Annotated in this window: 21 protein-coding genes; 11 read left to right on the plus strand and 10 right to left on the minus strand. The window is 33.5% G+C overall.

All coding sequences use genetic code 11. The features are described from left to right. Position 1: 1 nt before the first annotated feature. Complete coding sequence (locus tag R3L15_RS07410) at positions 2 to 763, plus strand: 5'-nucleotidase C-terminal domain-containing protein (RefSeq protein WP_338730875.1); 762 nt, start codon at positions 2 to 4, stop codon at positions 761 to 763. Positions 764 to 766: 3 nt separating this feature from the next. Continuing rightward, entirely contained in the window at positions 767 to 1,684 is a 918-nt protein-coding gene (locus tag R3L15_RS07415; RefSeq protein WP_338730877.1) for a metallophosphatase, read from the plus strand. Here R3L15_RS07415 and R3L15_RS07420 read toward each other — a convergent pair. The 4 genes from R3L15_RS07420 to R3L15_RS07435 form a co-directional block, all read right to left on the minus strand. Next, the gene (locus R3L15_RS07420) at positions 1,681 to 2,436 is read right to left on the minus strand and encodes a hypothetical protein (RefSeq protein ID WP_338730878.1); all 756 of its coding nucleotides are present in this window, start codon (positions 2,434 to 2,436) and stop codon (positions 1,681 to 1,683) included. The genes R3L15_RS07415 and R3L15_RS07420 overlap by 4 nt on opposite strands. 1,035 nt (positions 2,437 to 3,471) lie before the next feature. Then, a complete protein-coding gene (gene ligA / locus R3L15_RS07425) occupies positions 3,472 to 5,472 on the minus strand; it encodes an NAD-dependent DNA ligase LigA (RefSeq protein WP_338730879.1) in 2,001 nt (666 codons plus the stop codon). A 14-nt stretch (positions 5,473 to 5,486) separates the two neighbouring features. Further along, positions 5,487 to 6,362 carry a peptide chain release factor N(5)-glutamine methyltransferase gene (gene prmC / locus R3L15_RS07430; protein ID WP_338730880.1) on the minus strand — a complete coding sequence of 292 codons (876 nt, stop codon included), beginning with the start codon at positions 6,360 to 6,362 and terminating at the stop codon, positions 5,487 to 5,489. Continuing rightward, a complete protein-coding gene (locus tag R3L15_RS07435) occupies positions 6,359 to 6,850 on the minus strand; it encodes a GNAT family N-acetyltransferase (RefSeq protein WP_338730881.1) in 492 nt (163 codons plus the stop codon). Before R3L15_RS07435 ends, prmC begins: the two co-directional genes overlap by 4 nt. A 23-nt stretch (positions 6,851 to 6,873) precedes the next feature. Here R3L15_RS07435 and ribD point away from each other — a divergent pair, with 23 nt between their 5' ends. The 4 genes from ribD to R3L15_RS07455 are packed head-to-tail and all read left to right on the plus strand — an operon-like array spanning position 6,874 to position 9,998. Beyond that, positions 6,874 to 7,884 (plus strand): bifunctional diaminohydroxyphosphoribosylaminopyrimidine deaminase/5-amino-6-(5-phosphoribosylamino)uracil reductase RibD, encoded by a 1,011-nt coding sequence (ribD, locus tag R3L15_RS07440; RefSeq protein WP_338730883.1) that lies wholly within the window; start codon positions 6,874 to 6,876, stop codon positions 7,882 to 7,884. Positions 7,885 to 7,916: 32 nt separating this feature from the next. Then, complete coding sequence (locus R3L15_RS07445; RefSeq protein WP_338730885.1) at positions 7,917 to 8,528, plus strand: HAD family phosphatase; 612 nt, start codon at positions 7,917 to 7,919, stop codon at positions 8,526 to 8,528. A 3-nt stretch (positions 8,529 to 8,531) separates the two neighbouring features. After that, the gene (locus tag R3L15_RS07450) at positions 8,532 to 9,383 is read left to right on the plus strand and encodes a DMT family transporter (protein ID WP_338730887.1); all 852 of its coding nucleotides are present in this window, start codon (positions 8,532 to 8,534) and stop codon (positions 9,381 to 9,383) included. Then, positions 9,384 to 9,998: a YigZ family protein gene (locus R3L15_RS07455; RefSeq protein WP_338730889.1), complete on the plus strand. Its 615-nt coding sequence runs from the start codon at positions 9,384 to 9,386 to the stop codon at positions 9,996 to 9,998. Here R3L15_RS07455 and R3L15_RS07460 read toward each other — a convergent pair. Next, a complete protein-coding gene (locus tag R3L15_RS07460; RefSeq protein WP_338730890.1) occupies positions 9,995 to 10,393 on the minus strand; it encodes a thioesterase family protein in 399 nt (132 codons plus the stop codon). The genes R3L15_RS07455 and R3L15_RS07460 overlap by 4 nt on opposite strands. A 184-nt stretch (positions 10,394 to 10,577) precedes the next feature. Here R3L15_RS07460 and dnaA point away from each other — a divergent pair, with 184 nt between their 5' ends. The 4 genes from dnaA to R3L15_RS07480 all read left to right on the plus strand — a co-directional run bounded on the left by dnaA (position 10,578) and on the right by R3L15_RS07480 (position 14,643). Further along, complete coding sequence (dnaA, locus tag R3L15_RS07465; protein ID WP_125468712.1) at positions 10,578 to 12,005, plus strand: chromosomal replication initiator protein DnaA; 1,428 nt, start codon at positions 10,578 to 10,580, stop codon at positions 12,003 to 12,005. Between the two features lies 1 nt (position 12,006). Further along, complete coding sequence (locus R3L15_RS07470) at positions 12,007 to 12,459, plus strand: low molecular weight protein-tyrosine-phosphatase (RefSeq protein ID WP_338730892.1); 453 nt, start codon at positions 12,007 to 12,009, stop codon at positions 12,457 to 12,459. A 70-nt stretch (positions 12,460 to 12,529) separates the two neighbouring features. Further along, positions 12,530 to 13,927 carry a PQQ-dependent sugar dehydrogenase gene (locus tag R3L15_RS07475; RefSeq protein WP_338730893.1) on the plus strand — a complete coding sequence of 466 codons (1,398 nt, stop codon included), beginning with the start codon at positions 12,530 to 12,532 and terminating at the stop codon, positions 13,925 to 13,927. After that, positions 13,927 to 14,643, plus strand: a complete 717-nt coding sequence (locus tag R3L15_RS07480) for an SAM-dependent methyltransferase (protein ID WP_338730894.1) — start codon at positions 13,927 to 13,929, stop codon at positions 14,641 to 14,643. Before R3L15_RS07475 ends, R3L15_RS07480 begins: the two co-directional genes overlap by 1 nt. Positions 14,644 to 14,649: 6 nt before the next feature. Here the strand turns inward: R3L15_RS07480 and R3L15_RS07485 are convergent, their stop codons facing one another. The 5 genes from R3L15_RS07485 to dapF form a co-directional block, all read right to left on the minus strand. Beyond that, positions 14,650 to 15,339: a peptidoglycan-binding protein LysM gene (locus R3L15_RS07485; protein WP_338730895.1), complete on the minus strand. Its 690-nt coding sequence runs from the start codon at positions 15,337 to 15,339 to the stop codon at positions 14,650 to 14,652. Positions 15,340 to 15,447: 108 nt separating this feature from the next. Beyond that, positions 15,448 to 16,359: a DUF2279 domain-containing protein gene (locus tag R3L15_RS07490; RefSeq protein WP_338730896.1), complete on the minus strand. Its 912-nt coding sequence runs from the start codon at positions 16,357 to 16,359 to the stop codon at positions 15,448 to 15,450. Positions 16,360 to 16,361: 2 nt separating this feature from the next. After that, positions 16,362 to 17,405 carry an endolytic transglycosylase MltG gene (gene mltG / locus R3L15_RS07495; RefSeq protein WP_338730897.1) on the minus strand — a complete coding sequence of 348 codons (1,044 nt, stop codon included), beginning with the start codon at positions 17,403 to 17,405 and terminating at the stop codon, positions 16,362 to 16,364. Between the two features lie 3 nt (positions 17,406 to 17,408). After that, entirely contained in the window at positions 17,409 to 17,930 is a 522-nt protein-coding gene (locus R3L15_RS07500) for a GNAT family N-acetyltransferase (RefSeq protein WP_338730898.1), read from the minus strand. Next, positions 17,924 to 18,697, minus strand: coding sequence for a diaminopimelate epimerase (gene dapF, locus R3L15_RS07505; RefSeq protein ID WP_338730900.1), 774 nt, complete (start codon positions 18,695 to 18,697; stop codon positions 17,924 to 17,926). Before dapF ends, R3L15_RS07500 begins: the two co-directional genes overlap by 7 nt. 147 nt (positions 18,698 to 18,844) lie before the next feature. Here dapF and R3L15_RS07510 point away from each other — a divergent pair, with 147 nt between their 5' ends. Beyond that, positions 18,845 to 20,254: a trypsin-like peptidase domain-containing protein gene (locus R3L15_RS07510; RefSeq protein ID WP_338730902.1), complete on the plus strand. Its 1,410-nt coding sequence runs from the start codon at positions 18,845 to 18,847 to the stop codon at positions 20,252 to 20,254. Positions 20,255 to 20,370: the final 116 nt, after the last annotated feature.

The following is a 20,370-nucleotide window of genomic DNA, read 5'->3' on the forward strand; positions in this document are numbered from 1 at the left end:
CATGAAATTCACACCAATTTGCTTCTTTCTGCTACTCCTATCTGTATTTAGCTGTAAGCAAGAAAATAAGCACTTAACACGCATTGAAGGAAAACTCCTTCCTATTACAGATAGCTTAAAAAGCCATACTGAAATTGAAGGTATAATTACCCCATATAGAAACCATATTAACAAAGATTTAGATAGCGTAATAGCTTACGCTGTTGATACATATTCAAAATCTGATGGAGAGCTAAATACCGCTATTGGAAATTTATTTGCCGATGCCATTTACGAACAAGCAAACCCTGTGTTTAAACAAAGAACAGCTAAAAATATTGATTTAGTTTTAGTAAATCATGGTGGTATTCGTGCTATCATATCAAAAGGGAATGTTACAAAGCGAACGGCTTTCAATATTATGCCTTTTGAAAACAGCATTGTAGTCGTTGCTTTAAGCGGAAAAAATGTAAAACAACTAATAAATTACTTAACCAAAGCTAAACGAGCACATCCTATTACAGGCTTAAAGCTTACGGTTGATGCCGACTACAATTTAAAAGAAGCTCTTATTAACGGTAAACCTATAGATACTTTACAAACCTATTATGTAGCTACAAACGATTACTTATATAATGGCGGTGATCACATGACATTTTTTAAACCTAACGATTCGCTTTATGTGCTTGATTATAAAATAAGAAATGCCCTTTTAGACTATTTTTATAAAAAAGACACCATAAACCCAACTATTGATGATCGATTTATTAAACTTGACAATTAATTTATGAAGCGTAGAGATTTCATTAACCAAACAGCTGCAGCAACCACGTTAATTTCACTTGGCGGATTAGGATTACAATCTTTCTCTTCGGCAGCAAACACAACTAAAATTACTATTCTACATACCAACGATGTACATAGCCATATTGATCCTTTTGGTCCTGAAGACGGTAGAAACCCTAACAAAGGCGGTGTAGCAAGACGCGCTAGTTTAATACAATCGATAAGGCAAGAAAATCCCAACACCTTACTCTTGGACGCTGGTGATATTTTTCAAGGTACACCATACTTTAATTATTATGGAGGTGAACTTGAGTTTAAACTAATGAGTAAGTTAAAATATGATGCTGCCACAATAGGAAATCATGATTTCGATAATGGGATTGATGGTTTATACGCCCAACTCCCCCACGCCAAATTCGATTTTCTATCTGCCAATTACGACTTCTCAAACACCGTTATGGATACCCATGTTAAACCCTATAAAGTATTTAAAAAAGAGCATTTAAAAATTGGTGTTTTTGGTTTAGGTATTCAACTTAGTGGATTAGTTGATAAAGCCATGTATAAAGAAACAAAGTATCTTGACCCTATTGAAATTGCTCAAGACATGAGCCGTATTTTAAAAACCGAAGAACAATGTGATTTGGTTATATGCTTATCGCATTTAGGGTATTATTACGGTGATGATTCAACAAAAGTAAGCGATTTAATTGTAGCCAAAAAAACAAAGGACATCGACTTAATAATTGGTGGACATACGCATACATTTTTACCTAAACCTACGGTTACCAAAAATAGTGAAGGAAAAAATGTACTGGTTAACCAAGTAGGTTGCTATGGTATAAACTTAGGAAGAGTAGACTTTTTCTTTGATAGCGATAAAAATAAAAGTGCCGACGGTGCTTCTATAATTGTTTAAGTCAATGCATTTTCTCTTAAGGTAATCTCGTTGTAGCTCTCTTGTTTTTGTTTCACCTTTATCCGGTTTTCAGAAACAACATAACCAAATAAGAAAAATATTCCAAATACGTGTAACACACGCTCTAAAACGGCAAAACTCCAATTATAAATATAATAATTTGTAATATAGAACAGCACATCTGAAAACACAAAACATAACGCCATAACTAAAAATATTATGGATTGTTTAGTATCCTTAGTTAAGTAAACCACAAAAGATACTAACGATAAAATGGTAAGCGACACACTTTTTAACACAAACAAATTAACCTCAGCTATATCGGTAATATTAGCCTTTAATATTAAAAATAATTCGTATAAAAAGTAAGAATTTATAAAGAAAACCACAAAAAGATAAACACCTATAATCTTATCAAGTTTTATAGACTTTAATTTTGATAACACAAGAACCATCAAACTTAAATAGCTTATAAAATATGATAGATTTGCATATTTAATAGCCTGACTTCCATTATAAAGAGCAGAGATAGAATCTCCTAAAAAAGAAAACACAAAAAATATAATTAATGCTTTGTTCACATAGTTATTCTTGATAAACAAATACATTAAAAATGCAGGTATTAATAATGGTTTAAAAAAACGTAGTATGGTATCGTTACTATTTAGTAACGCAAAAACATTAAGCAATAATATTGTTACAATAACACATAAAGAAAACGTATTGTAACTTGATTTAAGCCAATTTATCATGGTAGATTAGTATAAGTAGGTAAAACAAATATATGCTTTTATATCGACAGATTAATGCATTTCATCGATAATAATGTTAAAATTTATTATTAATTTGAGTAAATCGGGTTAAATACAAGATTCTAAAATATCTTTCTTAAGCATAAAAGAGAAGAACATCTAAAACAACTCCTGATGTACTATTAAAATAAGAAGCTAATGTTTACACTTGACTAGATAATTTAAATGTATTTTCATTCTTAGTCCTAGAGTATAGGTAATAAAACCAAAAGGCCATAATAAAAAGCAAGCCAGACATTACATTTAATAAATACTTTTCACTTATATAAAAATAAGCGACTTGTATAACTTCAGAAAAAACAATACTTAATGAGCCAAAAAACATAAAAAGAGACTTCTTATTGTCCTTATTAAAATAAGATAGTAACGATATAGTTAATAATGACAACATAACTATATTATACAAAAATTCTATGTAAAAAATATAAGAACCAAATGTGTATGGCTTAACTATTGTTAATAAAACATATATTATATAGGCATTTAATAGCCCCAAAATAATTAAGTGAATTTTGTAATTAGTCAAAATCCTTTTAACATTTATAGTTTTATACACATGATAAATCAAACAACTATAAGCCGCAATGTAAAATAGATTTCCAAAAGTATAATACATATCAAGTTGAAAATCGGTAACTAAAAAATAATCAATAAAATACGTTATCTCTGAAATTGAAAATAAAATTAAAAACCATGTAAAAAACTTTGGTTTTCGAATTACTTTTGTAAAATACAGCAATGTGAAAATCGGGACAATTAAAGACCTAGCCATATTAGACAGCATAAATTCATCATAAAAATCGAGCCAAAAAAATAGTACGACTAGTATTATAATTAGCCCTCCTAATATATTCGATTTATTCATAAATAGCAGTTACTTTATGAAACAAATATACACATATTATTGCTATTTATCGGTAAAAAAATGCTTTTTATCCGATTTTAAAACCCTAAACAATATTGTTTGTAAGAAAATTATTTCAATTTGCCGAAAAAATCTATTTCTGATATAATAGAAACCCCCAATTTTTCGGCCTTAGCTTTCTTACTAGGCCCCATTTTATCACCCGCCACAACAAAAGAGGTTTTGGAAGATATTGAAGATGAGACTTTCCCGCCATTATCTTCAATTAACTTTTTAAGCTCGGTACGCGATACGGTCTCGAAAACACCGGAAACCACAAATGTTTCACCTTCTAGCTTATTGGTTTGATTGGCTAAAGTTTCAGCTGAAAGCTCCAATTGCACACCAAAGCATTTTAAGCGCTCTATAATCAATTGGTTTTGTTCAGAATTAAAAAAGTCCACGACACTTTCGGCTATCTTCTCGCCTATTTCATCAACATTTACAAGATTGTCTTGTGTGGCATTTGATAGCGCATCAATAGATTTATAATGCTTCGCCAATTTTTTGGCCACAGTTTCACCTACATACCTTATTCCCAAAGCATACAATACGCGTTCAAAAGGAATTTGTTTTGATGCTTCAATACCATTAACCAGATTTTCGGCACTTTTTTGCGCCATACGTTCCAACGGCAAAACGTGTTCTACGGTTAACTCGTACAAATCTGAATAGTTATTTATAAGACCAGCATTAACCAATAAGGCCACCGTTTCGCCTCCTAAACCTTCAATATCCATTGCTTTTCTGGAAATATAATGTTGTATGCGCCCAATAATTTGCGGAGGGCATCCATTATAATTAGGGCAGTAATGCTGCGCTTCGCCTTCTTGACGTACTAATCCTGTATCACATTCTGGACACTGTGTAATATATTGTGTAGGTTGCGAATGTTCTGGGCGTTTTGTAAAATCGACAGCAATAATTTTTGGAATAATCTCACCGCCTTTTTCAACAAATACCTCATCGCCTTCTCTTACATCTAACTTAGCAATTTGATCGGCATTATGTAACGAGGCGCGTTTTATGGTTGTTCCCGCCAACTCTACAGGCTCTAAGTTAGCCACTGGTGTGATGGCTCCTGTGCGACCTACTTGATACGTAATTTCATTTAATCGTGTTGAAACTTGCTCTGCCTTAAATTTATAGGCCATTGCCCAGCGCGGTGCTTTGGCTGTATAACCTAGCTCCTCTTGTTGATAAAAACTATTCACCTTAACAACCACGCCATCAATTTCGTAAGGGAGTTCGTGGCGATGCTCGTCCCAATAGTTTATATACTCTAGAACCTCGTCAATGGATTTTACCAAACGGGCTTCACTTGGTACTTTAAATCCCCAATCGCGTGCCTTTTGTAAACTTTCAAACTGTGTATCTACACCTAAATGACGCCCTTTTAAACTATACAACAAACATTCCAACGGACGTTTGGCTACCTCGGCACTGTCTTGAAGTTTTAAACTTCCAGAAGCCGTGTTTCGCGGATTCCGGTATGGTTCTTCGCCTATTTCTATTCTGGCTTCATTCATTTTAAGAAACCCTTCAATAGGCAACACAATTTCACCGCGTATTTCAAATTTATCTGGATAATCACCACGCAACTGTAATGGCACCGATTTAATAGTTTTTACGTTGGCTGTAACATTATCACCTTGAAACCCATCGCCTCGTGTTACCGCTTTTACCAATGTTCCGTTTTCGTAGGTTAGGTTCATTGAAGCGCCATCATATTTCAACTCACAGGTATACATTACGTCACCATCAACCAACTTTTTAATACGTGTTTCCCAATCTTCTAGATCTTCTTTGGAATACGAATTATCCAACGAGTACATTCTGGACTCGTGTACCACAGTTTCAAAGTTTTTGGTCACTTCTCCTCCAACACGCAAACTTGGGGAATTGGCATCGTAAAACTCAGGATATTTGGCTTCCAGTTCCTGAAGTTGCTTCAATTTCATATCGAAATCATAATCACTTATAACCGGATTGTCCAACACATAATAGTTGTAATTATGCTCTCGTAATTCGTCGCGAAGTTGTTGTATTTGTTGTTGTATGTTTTGACTCATTGAAATTGTTGTGGTTATTGTATTTCTGCTTTCAACATTCTGTTGTTACCAAACATATCTTGTCGTAATTCTATGTGTTTAAACGGATATGTTTTGACCATTTGTTGCATTTCTGCGCCAAGATATTGATTTATTTCAAAGAATAATTGCCCGTTAGGTTTCAACTTATCAACAGCCAATTGTGTTATGGTTTCATAAAACACGAGCGGATTGTTATCTTCTACAAATAGTGCCAAATCGGGTTCGTAATCCAGAACGTTTTTTTTCATATCCTTTTTTTCCAATTCACGCACATATGGCGGATTAGATACAATGATATCGAATTTAGATGCATCACCTAATACCGAAAGACTTTCGTCTTTATTTAAAATATTGCCTTGTAAAAACGATATATTTACTTGATTTATTTCAGCGTTTTGTTGCGCAATTTTTAAAGCGTTTTCTGAAACATCCAAACCAAACACCTGGGCATTTGGCAACTGCTTGGCCAAGGAAATAGCAATGCAGCCTGTTCCAGTACCGATGTCTAGGATTTTTAATTGAGATTCTTCACTTCGTTCTGAATGAGATTTAATAATCCATTGTACCAATTCTTCGGTTTCTGGTCGTGGAATTAAGGTGTGTTGGTTTACTTTAAAAGGCAATCCAAAAAACTCGGTTTCACCAATAATATGCTGAATGGGTTCTTGGTTTTTCAATCGACTTAGCGCCTCAAACAACGGCTGTTCTTCTATTTTTGTTAACGCTAATTGAGGCTCCAAAGCCAGAGTTAGTCTATTAAATTGAAAGTAATGCTCAATTAACCAATAGAAAAAACTATCAACTTCATCTGAGCCATAAATAGTATCGAGCTCGTTGTGATATATATGGTGAATTTCTTTAAGAATCATAATGTTTTAATCATCCAAACATTACACGAATAATGACCTGTATTTCCTAGCGGCTTTTCCAGAAGTTTAAACCCTGTTTTGGCATACAGTTTTGTAGCTGATGTCATATAAGGCAAGGTTTCAAGATAACATTGTTTAAACCCTAATGCTTTAGCTTTTTCTAAGCAGGTTTGCATCATTTTGCTGCCTAAACCTGTGCCACGCGCTTCTGGTAAGAAATACATTTTTTGCAACTCACAAACATTGCCTTCAACAGCTTCCAAAGGCGCAATTCCCGCACCACCAATAATTTTCCCGTCGGCATCAATCACAAAATATATGGATTTTGGATTACTATACGTTTCCGTCATACAGTCTAAGGCAGCATCTTCATAAGCTGTCCCTACTTTGGGCGCTCCCAACTCAACAAGAACCTCACGAATTACCGTAGCTATCTGTTTATCATCGGCCTTAGTAATTTCTCTTATAACTATATTATCTTTGCTCACTTTAAAATGGTATTTTTACCGCCGTGAAGATACACGAAAAATACATAAAACGCTGTATAGAGATTGCCAAAAATGGCCTAGGAACCACTAGACCAAACCCAATGGTAGGTTGTGTTATCACGCATAACAATCATATTATTGGTGAAGGTTTCACGAGTCCTTATGGTGGAGCACACGCCGAAGTAAACGCCATTACATCTGTTAAAGACCAATCGCTTTTAAAAACAGCCACGCTTTATGTGACTTTAGAACCTTGTAGCCATTATGGAAAAACACCTCCTTGTAGCGATTTGATTATTGAAAAAGGCATTCCTAACGTAGTAATTGGCACAATAGATACCCATAGTAAAGTTGCGGGAAAAGGCATTGAAAGGTTAAAAAGCGCTGGTTGCAACGTTACTGTTGGTATTCTAGAAGACAAATGCCAGAACCATCACAAACGGTTTTTTACTTTCCATAACAAACAACGTCCTTATATCATATTAAAATGGGCGCAAACTCAAGATAACTTTATCGCTCCAAAAACCAAAACCAAGCAAAGGCCTGTTTGGATTACCAATAAATATTCCCGCCAATTAACACATAAATGGCGGACTGAAGAACACGCCATTCTTGTAGGATACCATACCGTAATGGCAGACAACCCAAGTTTAACAGCTAGAGATTGGGCTGGTCAACATCCTATTCGTGTTGTGGTTGACAAAACTAACACACTACAAAAAGACTTAAATATTTTCAATTCGGATGCCGAAACCATAGTGATTTCAGAAAATGACATCAATTTTAACCAATCTATTGCCAAGCAGATTTGCAATGCACTCTATAAACGTGATATTCAGTCGGTAATTATTGAAGGCGGTAGAAAAACGCTTCAAACATTTATAGATGATAATTTATGGGATGAAGCCCGTATATTTACAGGAAATGTGCAATTTAAAACAGGTGTAAAAACTCCTGAGTTTTCTGGAACTTTGATTTCTGAAACACAACTAGAAGAAGATATTTTACAGATTTACAAAAACGCTATTGTATAACTTAAAAGATTCCTGTCTACACAGAAAATATTATGATTAAAACCCTCATTTTCGATTTTGGCGATGTCTTTATCAATCTAGATAAAAAAGGTGCTATGCAAAATGCGCTTACTATTTTTGAAGTTGACACCTTTCCTGATGAATTAAGCCAAATAAACCAGCGTTATGAAATGGGCTTAATAAGTACACGTGAATTTTTGGACTTTTATACGACTAAGTTTCCAAAATTAGACCAAGCCATTATTTTAAATGCGTGGAATTGTATTTTAAAAGATTTCCCCAAACATAGATTAAGATTTTTAAAACAACTTCGAGATCAAGATAAGTTCAATATCATTCTTTTAAGTAATACTAACGAATTACATATAGATTGGATAAAAAATGAAGTTGATTTTTTTGAAGACTTCAAGCAATGTTTTCATAAGTTTTACTTGTCTCACGAAATCAATTTAAGAAAACCGAATGCTGATATTTATGAGTTTGTTTTAAACAAAAACAAGCTTAACCCCAACGAATGTTTATTTGTTGACGACCTTGAAGAAAACACCAAAAGCGCCGCAGTATTAGGGATCAACACCTGGAACATTAATCCCGAAACCGATGATGTTACCCAACTTTTTGAAGTAAACAACCACTTATTTTAACCTATGTATTTACTCTTTAGCATTTTATGCTCAACACTAATTTTTGTGATTTTTAAATCCTTGAGCAAATACAACATTAACACCTTACAAGTAATTGCCATAAATTATTTTGTGGCGTGTTTTATTGGAATAACTGCGTTTCAAGGTAATATTACTGTAGAAAACACACTCCAATCCGATTGGTTTTTAGGTGCCATTTTTTTGGGTTTTCTCTTTATAAGCATCTTTTTTGTTATGGCCATGACCGCACAAAAAAATGGTGTTTCGGTAGCCTCGGTAGCTTCAAAAATGAGTGTGGTTATCCCTATTATTTTTGGCATTTATGTCTATAACGAAGGGACTGGATTGCAAAAGATAATTGGCATTATTCTGGCATTGCTTGCCGTGTATTTAACATCGGTTAAGTCAGCAGCTGAAATTAATTTTAAGAAAAACTTACTGCTTCCTATTATTCTATTTTTTGGTTCAGGAACGATAGACACATCCATAAAATATATAGAAACCACTTATGTGCCCGACAACGGTATTCCTCTTTTTTCTGCCTCTATTTTTGGTATTGCCGCTATTCTGGGTTTGATAGCCCTAATAACAAAGAAAGCGTTTAAAATAACTAAAAAAGCTGTTATTGGCGGTCTTCTTTTAGGTGTTGTAAACTACGGATCCATTTATTTTTTATTAAAAGCATTGGACCACGAACTTTTTGAAAGTTCAACCTTATTTACTGTTAATCACGTGGCTATCGTGATGTTTTCTACGCTAATTGGCTTATTTGTTTTCAAAGAACATCTTACAAGAAAAAACTGGATTGGCATTGTATTGGCCATAATTGCTATAATTTTAGTAACATTGGCGTAAATGAAAGACACTTACAAAACCATAACCAAGCCATCTGCAGAAGTTTTATTTAAGGACAAAAACAGTAAGTTTTTTGGCTACGCCTTTCCCGTGCATTCTGAAGACGATGTAAAACAATATTTAGAAAGCATAAAAAAACAACATCACTCGGCAAGACACTGGTGCTATGCTTACCAAATTGGCACCGAAGAACACAATTTACTATTTAGAGCCAACGACGATGGCGAACCCAGCAACAGTGCAGGAATGCCTATATATGGACAAATTCAATCGTTTGAAGTTACTAATGTATTAATTATTGTTGTGCGCTATTTTGGCGGCGTAAAGCTAGGTGTTAGTGGGTTGATAAACGCTTACAAAACATCGGCACAAATGGCTATGGAAGTCTCAAGAATTGTAACCAAAACCATTAACAAAACCTTTTTGGTAAATTGCGACTACAAAAACCTAAATACCGTCATGCGGGTTATCAAGGAAAGAAAACTAAATATAGTTGACCAAAAACTAGAATTGGATTGCCAGATTAAACTTTCTGTAAGATTAAAAGAATCACAAGAGGTCTTTGATACTTTTGAACGATTGCATGAAATTTCTATTAAAGAAATCCTTCCTTAAGCTTCTATTTTTTCCAAGATATAATCTGGGCACTTCATAGGACGATTTGTTGTCATGTTAATAAATGCCAGAACCGTATTTCCTGTAGCTAAAATATCGTCGTTTTCATTTAAAATTTCATAATCAAATTCAATTTTTACCGATGGTGTTTTTTTTAGTTGTGTTCTAACTTTAATAACTTGATCGTAAACTATTGATTTCTTAAACTTTACAGTCATTGAAACCACTGGCAACATAACACCATCGTCTTCCATTTGCTTATATGAAACGCCTTTTTTCCTAAGCCATTCCGTTCTGCCTATTTCAAAGTATAATGCATAATTTCCATGGTGAACAACCCCCATTTGGTCTGTTTCACCGTATCTCACTCTTATTGGTATTTCATCGAAAAACATATGTTGTTTTAATTATTTTTTTGTAGTTTAGAAGACGCTCTCAACATGCAAAAAAAATTCTTAAAATTCAATAGCTGGCTATTTTTTTTTTTAGAATTTTGTTCACATATTTGTCGAGCTATAAAATCAACGGGGAATTCTACTTCTCTACAATAACTAACTTAATAAAATTTCTAAAGTAAGAATGAATGTGACTGCGCAATCGGTATGGAGTAACTGTCTAGAATTCATAAAAGATAATATCCAACCTCAAGCATATAAAACTTGGTTTGAACCGATTAAAGCAGTAAAGCTTACCGATAAAGCTTTAAGCATTCAAGTACCTAGTAAATTTTTCTACGAGTGGCTAGAAGAGCATTACGTAAAAGTTTTAAAAGTTGCCCTTACTAAAGAATTAGGAGAAAATGCCAAATTGGTTTACATTATTAAAATGGAAAACACCTATGGTAACAAACAACCTTTTACCGAGAAGATACCTAGCTCTAACAGGAGCGCTGTAAAATCTCAAGATGTTGATATTCCGCTTAACAACAAAAATCCTGAATTAAAAAATCCGTTTATAATTCCTGGGATTAGAAACGTTAAAATAGAATCGCAACTTAACCCAAACTATAATTTTGAAAATTTTCTTGAAGGAGATTCTAACAGATTAGCTAGAAGTGCTGGCTTAGCTGTAGCAGCAAAACCAGGAGGAACCTCGTTTAATCCTTTATTAGTTTTTGGTGGTGTAGGTCTTGGAAAAACACATTTAGCCCACGCTATTGGAGTTGATATAAAAGATAAGTACCCAGAAAAAACAGTACTTTACATTTCTGCTGAAAAATTCACACAGCAATATATTGATTCGGTAAAAAAGAATAATAGAAACGACTTTATTCACTTTTATCAAATTATAGATGTATTAATTATTGACGACGTTCAATTTTTATCTGGAAAAACAGGAACGCAAGATGTGTTCTTCCACATTTTTAATCATTTACATCAAAACGGGAAGCAAGTTATTTTAACAAGTGATAAGGCTCCTGTTGATATGCAAGATATTGAACAACGTTTATTATCGCGTTTTAAATGGGGACTTTCGGCTGAGTTACAAAGTCCAGATTTTGAAACCCGTGTTTCTATCTTAAAAAATAAACTCTATAGAGATGGTGTTGAAATGCCAGAAGATATTGTGGAGTATGTTGCTAAAAACATTAAAACAAATATTCGTGAGCTAGAAGGCGCTATTATTTCACTAATTGCTCAATCCTCTTTCAATAAAAAAGAAGTTAATATTGAATTAGCAAAACAAGTTGTTGAGAAGTTTGTTAAAAACACTAAGCGCGAAGTCTCTATAGATTACATACAAAAAGTTGTTTCAGATTATTTCCAAATGGATATCGATACATTACAATCTAAAACAAGAAAACGCCACATTGTTCAAGCAAGACAATTAGCTATGTTTTTTGCTAAAAAACTAACAAAAGCATCACTAGCTAGTATTGGTTCTCAAATAGGAAAACGTGATCATGCCACGGTTTTACATGCTTGCAAAACAGTAGATAACCTATCCTCTACAGACAAACAATTTAAAAAATACGTGGACGATTTAACCAAAAAACTGACCGTTTAAAATGACAAGAATACTAATGGTTTGTTTGGGTAACATTTGCCGATCGCCATTAGCCGAAGGCATTTTAAAATCTAAATTACCTCAAGATAAATTTATTGTAGATTCTGCAGGAACTTCAAACTATCATATTGGTGATATGCCTGATATTAGATCTATTGAAGTGGCTAAAAAATATGGTTTAGATATTACCTCACAAAAAGGCAGACAATTTTCAGTAAAAGACTTTGATGTTTTTGATTATATCTACGTTATGGATGAGTCGAACTACCACAATGTGATTAACCTTGCACGACACAATAATGATAAAGCTAAAGTTAAAATGATTTTAAACGAGGTTTACAGCAATCAAAATCATTCTGTACCAGATCCTTATTATGGCGGTAAACAAGGATTTGACAATGTTTTTAAAATGCTTGATGAAGCCTGCGATATCATTGCTTCAAAAATATCATAAGCAACCTAATAAGCTAAAATTCAATTTTTAAGTTCTTTTTTCGTAATTTAACAATACAAAATTGTTAATCATGAAAACTTTAACCCTATTAATTACGACATGCTTTTTTGTGTTTAACTTTAGTTTTTCACAAGATATTGAACTTGAGCTTTTTGCTAGTGGACTATCAGACCCTATAGGTATTAAACATGCAGGCGATACTCGTTTATTTGTGTTAGAAAGAAGTGGTACTATTAAAATAATTGACCAGAATGGTACGGTTAACAACACATCTTTTTTAGATATAAGTAACATTATTTCTAGTGGCGGAGAAAGAGGTTTACTTGGCTTAGCCTTCCACCCTAACTATAGTAGTAATGGTTATTTTTATGTTAATTACACCAACAGCAATGGCGATACTGTTATAGCAAGATATACAGTATCTACAAATGACCCAGACATAGCAGATAATAATAGTGGTACAATATTACTTACAATAAGTCAGCCATATTCAAATCATAATGGTGGCGATTTAGCCTTTGGTAATGATGGCTATTTATATATAGCAACTGGCGATGGCGGTTCAGGTGGCGACCCTGGAGACAGAGCTCAAGATTTAAGTACTTTACTTGGTAAACTATTACGTATTGATGTGGATAGTGGCACGCCTTACGGAATTCCAAACGATAACCCTTTTGCAAACGATGGCAATAATAATACACTACCCGAAATATGGGCGTATGGATTAAGAAACCCTTGGCGATTTTCATTTGATAGCTCGACAAACGATTTATGGATTGCCGATGTAGGTCAGAATAATATTGAAGAAATTAACATGGTATCCTTAACCGATGCTGGAGTAAACTATGGATGGCGATGCTATGAAGGTAACGACACTTACAACACAACCGGGAATTGCCCTGATATTTCTACACTAACATTCCCTATTGCACAATATACACACTCTGGAAACGGCCCTTTTAAATGTTCGATAACGGGAGGTTACCGGTACAGAGGTCTTGAACAACCTAGTATGACTGGCTGGTACTTTTTTGCTGATTATTGTAGTAACGAAATTGGTATTTTATCCTACGATGAGACGGATTGGAATATGACATTTACCGAACAGTTTGACGGCAATAACTGGACTGCTTTTGGAGAAGATTCTAGTGGCGAAATCTACGTTGCAGGTATAAGTTCTGGAAATATATATAAAATTATAAATAACGACTTAAGTGTTGAAGAAAATCAGTTTGAAAACATTACGATTTACCCAAACCCCACTTACGACAGTATTACCGTTTCAAGCAATTACAACAAACCTTATCTAGTAAATATTTATTCTATATTAGGAAAAAAAGTATTTACTAAAATCTTTCAAGAAAAGAATAAAAAAATATCGGTTGAAAATTTACAAAGTGGCTTATATTTGATTGAAATTATTTCCAATTCCAACAAAAAACAACTTCAAAAGTTAATTATAAAATAATGTCACAAGACAAAGGAAAACTCTACTTAATACCAACAACTTTAGGTGATAATGCACCTTTAGAAGTTTTACCCATCTCTGTAAAAAAAATTATTGAAATTGTACAAACCTATATTGTTGAAAATGAAAAAACAGCCCGTAGGTTTATAAAAAAAATTAAGCCTGGTAAAAAACAATCTGCTCTTACCATGTTTCAACTTAACAAATTTACAGATCCAATGGATTTACCTTCTTTTTTGGAGCCTTGTTTACAAGGTGAAAACGTAGGTCTACTTTCTGAAGCTGGTTGTCCCGGTGTTGCAGATCCCGGTGCAGATGTTGTAAAAATTGCTCATGAAAAAGGCATACAAGTGGTTCCTTTGGTTGGTCCATCTTCTATCCTTTTGGCAATAATGGCTTCTGGAATGAATGGCCAAAATTTTGCGTTTAACGGATACCTTCCTATTGATAAAAAAGATAGAAAAAAAGAACTTAAACGTCTTGAACAATTAGCTTATAAACACAATCAAGCGCAATTATTTATAGAAACGCCTTATAGAAACAATAAAATGTTGGAAGATATATGCCAATCGCTTAATAATGATACGCGTGTTTGTGTGGCTTGCGATATTACCTTACCTACTGAATATATAAAGACAAAAACTGTAAGTGAATGGAAAAAAAATAGTGTAGACCTACATAAAAGACCTACACTATTTATAATTTACAGAAACTAACTTTCGTTAAGCTGTTTGTTTTTCTAATTTAACTTTTGCCTTTTTATTAGGAGAAATATTTGAGGTGTCGTAACCTGAAAATTTCTTCAAATAATAATCTATCGATGTTCCAAAAGCATCAGAAAACCCATGACGGCCATAACTTCTTAAATACTTCTTTACATTTCCAGGGCCAGCTAAATGCGCTGCTGCCAAAATACCAGATTCGGTTATAAGAATACCATTAATTGTTTTTCCTTTAAAACGCTTAATATCTCTTCTTAACACCCATTTGTTACGAGATGCGTTAGCAATAAAAGCTTTTTCTTGCAACTCTGGCGTATTTAAAAATAGTACTGGGTTATAAATACCGATTAATTTTAAAGTTTCCTTTCCAAACTGATATTTCCCTAAGTAACCAAAATCGTTAATAGTAAAATAATCTCCTCTCGATTCTTTAAAACCTAAAGCCTCTTTAAAAGCAACAAAAGATTTTCCTAATTCTGGCGTGTATACTTTAACGGGCTCGTGAGCAGGCAAAATTTCTAAACCTGTTTCGGGCTCATTATTAACATTATCAATATTTTCTTGAACATTGTGTAATGCTATAGCGTTTGATGTGTTTGAATTTAATTTTTTATTCAAACAAAACGCTCCTACTAACAATAAAGATATTGTAAGTAAAAGGGCAAAATGACTTCCAATATTTTTAATCATAACTTTAAATTTTTAAGGCATAATTGGTAATTAATTGTAGCCTTCAAATTTCAGCGTGCAAAGATACGCATTTTTTTTAAATACTGAAAATTAGTCGATTAAGTGCTTTTAAAAGTAGATTCCGTGTAGCTTCATGCCGTTTTTATCGTTAAACTCCACAGTTGGTAGAGGTACTTTTATCGTATTTAAAATACCGAATATCGATTTTAAAACATGAGATTTTGTTTGTATTCGACTTAAATCTATGTCCAAACTCAACAAATATTGGCGGGTTCTATTTTGGTTAGGAAACTCATTATCTATATTATTTATTCCTGTTAGCATACCATCGCCACTATACCCCAAAGCAATGTTTAACCATTTAGGGATTGTTTTAGACTTAGTAAACGATTGTATATTAAAACTCAGCCAATAGGTTTGCCCGTTATAATCTTTTAAAAACGTTTCTGTAAAGCCATGTCCTAATTTATCAGGATTCATTTTAGCGTATTTTGTTTGATGAAATGAATACTTCATCACAATGCGTTGTTCATCCCATAATAATTCCTGCCCTACATATAATCCTGTTCCTGCAGCATTTGCAGCCATATCCCCCCAAGAAAAACCCCATTCTTTTGAAAAACCATCAAAAACCTCTACGGCTGTTAAAAAAGTAAACCCTAAAGTAGCCCCATAAATTAATTGGTCTTTCTTTGAAACACCACTCCAGTGTAACAAATCTGCACCTAATTGCCCTAATTGATAAGATGAATACACATGTCCTAACTTATCCATTTGCAACCATTGGCTATTATCGTTTGTTGTATGAAATTTAGATCTTGGGTAATCTTTATACCATAATTGATTTAACCCCAGAAAAGTAACCGAGGCCAATGACGCTTCGGTAATAACAACAGCATTTCTTCTAGGAGTATGAAGTGTATCGCTGGGTGTAAAAAACAACTCTAAATTAGACGAGTTTTGCGACCAGCTAGAAACCGACAACAGACATACAAAGAAAACAATCCTAAACTGTGTCAATGTTACTTATTTATACCTTGAGACGATAAATACCTGTGGTATGCTCTTGCATTTGCATTATGCTGACTTAACGTTTTAGCAAATTTATGATATCCTAATCGTTGGGCATCAGCAACAAAATACAGGTAATTGTGTTTTTCATAATTTAAAACAGCATCAATAGCAGTAATATCGGGCATTGCAATTAAACTTGGCGGTAAGCCTAAATATTTATAGGTGTTGTATGGTGATTCTATTTCTTTATGCTTATTTAAAACCCGCTTAATAATTGTATCTTGATATTCTGGTAATTGATAAGCTGCATATTTAAGTGTAGGATCGGCTTGTAATGGCATTCCTATTCGTAAACGATTCATATAAACACCCGCTATGCGAGGTTGCTCACTAGCTTGTTTAGATTCTTCATGAACTATAGAACCTAATGTCATGATCTCTTTGGGCGTTAAACCAATAGCTTTAGCTTTTTTTATCCTATTATCATTCCAAAAACGATTGTACTCTTTTAACATTCTATCTCTGAAAACTTCAGCAGATGTATTCCAAAACAACTCATAGCTATTAGGAATATACATCCCTAAAGCCGATTGTTTATTGAAAGTATTCTTTTTAAGAAACACACTATCTGTCATTGCCTGTAAAAGTGATAGGCTATCGGCTTCTATTTGCTGAGCTATCCTTCCTGCAAGTTTTGGCAAACTTTCTTGATTGTTAAACGATACGCGAACAGGTAGATTTTTACTTCTTATAGAATTTATAATATCGTTGTTATTCATCCCTTTTTTTATAGCATATTTCCCTGCTCTTATATGTGTTGTATATTTCTTTTGCTTGGCAAGAGCATCAAACTTATCAATATCAATAAGCAAGGGTTCTAATTGTTCTCGCACCTGATTATAAGTAGCATCGGTAGATACATAAATGTATGCTTCGTCGTTATTAAATGCTGTGTTTGGTTTTAGCATTACCGAATATACGTAGTATGAAAAAACGGCAATAACAATAAGTCCAATTAAGGCAACAGCCCATAAAATTCTTTTAATATACATCGCTTAAAATAGTAACTGTAATAAGTATTCGTTTTTATATTGATTGTTAACCAAGTTCCAATCTTTTTTTATGCCTACAATGTTAAAATTGTGTTTTTTAAATAAATTTAAACTTGCCGTATTTTCTTCTGAAATATTACAATATACTTGGTGTAATCCTAAATGGATTTTACAATAGTTTAGAAGCAAGGACAAAGCTTCGCTACCGAAACCTTTGTGTCTATCATGACATGATTTTATCAAAATGCCAATACCTGCTTTATTATTTTTAGGATCAAAATCAAACAAATCGATTAACCCAAGAGCTTCATTATCGTAATTTGAAATAAGTAACCTTAGTTGTTTTACTTCATAAATATCTCTATGCGCATTGGCTAAATAATCTTTTATAAGATATTGTGAGTAAGGTGTCTGCGTACTGCTAAGCTCCCAAATAGTTTCATCGTTTTCAATCCCATAAATAAAATCGAGGTCTTCTGGTTCTAAAGCTCTTAAGAAAATATGTTCTCCTTTTAATGTTACCATTTACCCTTAAAAACTTGTTTTGCTGGACCTATTAAACATACATTTTCATAACCATTCCCTATTTTATTAAAAGAGACTTGCACTTGGCCACCTTCAACATTAAGGGTGATTAGGTTTTTCTCGGTTTCACCAATATAATTCATCGCTAAAGCTACTGCTGTAGCTCCAGTTCCACAAGATAACGTTTCGTCTTCTACACCGCGTTCGTAAGTACGTAATCTAAACGTATCATCAGAAACTTTTGAAACAAAATTCACATTGCTACCAGCTTTCCCGTATAAATCGCTATAACGAATTTTAGCGCCTTCTTCTGTAACATTAAAATTTGCTAAATCTTTTACACGAGTTACATGGTGTGGCGAACCGGTATCTAAAAACACAAAATCACCATTTGCTTCTATTTCAGTAACATCTTGCATTTGTAATTTAACCACATCATGTTCTATATGCGCATGATGAGTACCATCAACAGCTTCAAATGTTGTTATGTTTTCTATAATTCCTAAAAACTTTGCAAAAGCCACAATACATCGACCGCCATTACCACACATTGTACTTGGGTTACCATCTGAGTTATAATACACCATTGTAAAATCTGCTGTATCGTGGTTCTCTAATAAAATTAACCCATCGGCACCTATGCCAAAACGTCTGTCGCACAGCTGTGCGACTAATTTGGTATTGTTTTTGTCGAATTGTAACTGACGATTATCAATCATTACAAAATCGTTTCCCGTTCCTTGATATTTATAGAATTCAATTGCCATAGATTTGGCAAATATAGAAATATTAAGCGGTTTTTTATGATGTTAAAACACGTTAAATCGTGCGTTAAAAATCGTTAAACAAAAAACATAAAACTCAATAAATAATTAATTTTAATCGTTAAATAATTAAAATAAAACCTAAAACATATGAAAAAGTTAGCCAGTTTAGTTTTAGTATCGGCTTTAGGTGGTATTATTACCCTTTCTGCCTACAAGTTTTTTATTGAAAAAGAGTCTACAATATCTGTTGCTCAAACCGAAGAAAAACCAAGCTTTTTACCAACAAACAACACAATTACCAACGCCTATAATATTGCGGAATCTCCCGATTTTGTTGAAGCTGCAGAGAAAACAGTTCACGCTGTTGTTCATGTTAAAAATACAGCGACCGTTTCGGGTCCTACAACATTACAAGATTTAATGTTTGGTAGAAGTTCGCAACGTAAGCAAGTAGGAACAGGAAGTGGTGTTATTATTTCTCCAGACGGTTACATAATTACCAATAACCATGTTATTAATGGTGCGTCACAAATATCTATAACCACAAACGATAATAAGATTTATGATGCCGAATTAATTGGTACAGATAAAAAAACCGACATTGCGCTTTTAAAAATTAATAGCGAAGAAGATTTACCTTTTATAAGATTTGGTGACTCCGATCAAGCTAAAATTGGTGAATGGGTATTGGCTGTTGGTAATCCTTTTAATTTAACATCTACTGTTACGGCAGGAATAATTAGTGCAAAATCGCGCGATTTAACAGGGCAAAATTATCAATCTTTTCTTCAAACAGATGCTGCAGTTAACCCAGGAAATTCAGGAGGTGCTTTGGTAAATGCCAATGGCGATTTAGTAGGAATAAACACAGCTATTTCTTCGCAAACAGGCTCATACATTGGGTACTCATTTGCCGTACCAAGTAATATTGCGCGTAAAGTAGTAGAAGACATTATGGAGTTTGGTAATGTTCAAAATGGAATTTTAGGCGTATCGGGAATTTCATTAAATAGTAAGTATGCCGAAGAGTTTGGTGTATCAACTTCTGAAGGGTTTTATGTAAGTGATGTTGAAGAAGATTCTGGAGCCGATGTTGCAGGAATAGCAAAAGGTGATGTTATAAAAAAATTAGACGATATTGAAATCTCAAAATTTGCCGATTTAAAAGGCTATTTAAGTACAAAACGCCCTAACGACATAGTACATGTAACCTTATTAAGAGATAACGAAGATCTTGAAATTGTTCCAGTAACACTTATTAAAAATCAAACGGCCGTTTTACCCATAGTTGGTCGTGTAAAAAATGCTAATGAGAAAGATTTAAAGAAATTTAAAGTAACTAAAGGCATAAAAATATCGGAACTTAACCCAAGATATGCTCGTAATTGGAAATCAAATGGTATAGAAGAAGGTAGCATTATTACAGCAATAAACGACAACGATGTTAATGATGTAGAAACAGCTAAAAAAATTATAGAAAACAAAGCCTATAACGAACCTCTAAAATTTGAAATTATTAATAAACATGGCGATAAAGAAACCGTATATTGGCGATAGGTATTTGCTATGAGAAAGCGATAAAAACCCTTCAAAAGAATGAAGGGTTTTTTATTTGTTAAAAAACTTTACGAAAACGTTTGAAATATATTACTTTTGCACAAAATTTAAAATAA

The sequence above is a fragment of the Mangrovimonas cancribranchiae genome, from assembly GCF_037126245.1.
GTDB classification, from domain to species: domain Bacteria; phylum Bacteroidota; class Bacteroidia; order Flavobacteriales; family Flavobacteriaceae; genus Mangrovimonas; species Mangrovimonas cancribranchiae.

Coding starts and splice junctions, on each gene's coding strand:
- R3L15_RS07455 (WP_338730889.1), top strand. CDS start 9,384: ATGAAAGACACTTACAAAACCATAACCAAGCCATCTGCAGAAGTTTTA.
- R3L15_RS07460 (WP_338730890.1), bottom strand. CDS start 10,393: ATGTTTTTCGATGAAATACCAATAAGAGTGAGATACGGTGAAACAGAC.
- R3L15_RS07485 (WP_338730895.1), bottom strand. CDS start 15,339: ATGATTAAAAATATTGGAAGTCATTTTGCCCTTTTACTTACAATATCT.
- R3L15_RS07470 (WP_338730892.1), top strand. CDS start 12,007: ATGACAAGAATACTAATGGTTTGTTTGGGTAACATTTGCCGATCGCCA.
- R3L15_RS07450 (WP_338730887.1), top strand. CDS start 8,532: ATGTATTTACTCTTTAGCATTTTATGCTCAACACTAATTTTTGTGATT.
- R3L15_RS07410 (WP_338730875.1), top strand. CDS start 2: ATGAAATTCACACCAATTTGCTTCTTTCTGCTACTCCTATCTGTATTT.
- dapF (WP_338730900.1), bottom strand. CDS start 18,697: ATGGCAATTGAATTCTATAAATATCAAGGAACGGGAAACGATTTTGTA.
- R3L15_RS07475 (WP_338730893.1), top strand. CDS start 12,530: ATGAAAACTTTAACCCTATTAATTACGACATGCTTTTTTGTGTTTAAC.
- R3L15_RS07480 (WP_338730894.1), top strand. CDS start 13,927: ATGTCACAAGACAAAGGAAAACTCTACTTAATACCAACAACTTTAGGT.
- mltG (WP_338730897.1), bottom strand. CDS start 17,405: ATGTATATTAAAAGAATTTTATGGGCTGTTGCCTTAATTGGACTTATT.
- R3L15_RS07415 (WP_338730877.1), top strand. CDS start 767: ATGAAGCGTAGAGATTTCATTAACCAAACAGCTGCAGCAACCACGTTA.
- dnaA (WP_125468712.1), top strand. CDS start 10,578: ATGAATGTGACTGCGCAATCGGTATGGAGTAACTGTCTAGAATTCATA.
- prmC (WP_338730880.1), bottom strand. CDS start 6,362: ATGATTCTTAAAGAAATTCACCATATATATCACAACGAGCTCGATACT.
- ligA (WP_338730879.1), bottom strand. CDS start 5,472: ATGAGTCAAAACATACAACAACAAATACAACAACTTCGCGACGAATTA.
- R3L15_RS07500 (WP_338730898.1), bottom strand. CDS start 17,930: ATGGTAACATTAAAAGGAGAACATATTTTCTTAAGAGCTTTAGAACCA.
- R3L15_RS07445 (WP_338730885.1), top strand. CDS start 7,917: ATGATTAAAACCCTCATTTTCGATTTTGGCGATGTCTTTATCAATCTA.
- R3L15_RS07420 (WP_338730878.1), bottom strand. CDS start 2,436: ATGATAAATTGGCTTAAATCAAGTTACAATACGTTTTCTTTATGTGTT.
- R3L15_RS07510 (WP_338730902.1), top strand. CDS start 18,845: ATGAAAAAGTTAGCCAGTTTAGTTTTAGTATCGGCTTTAGGTGGTATT.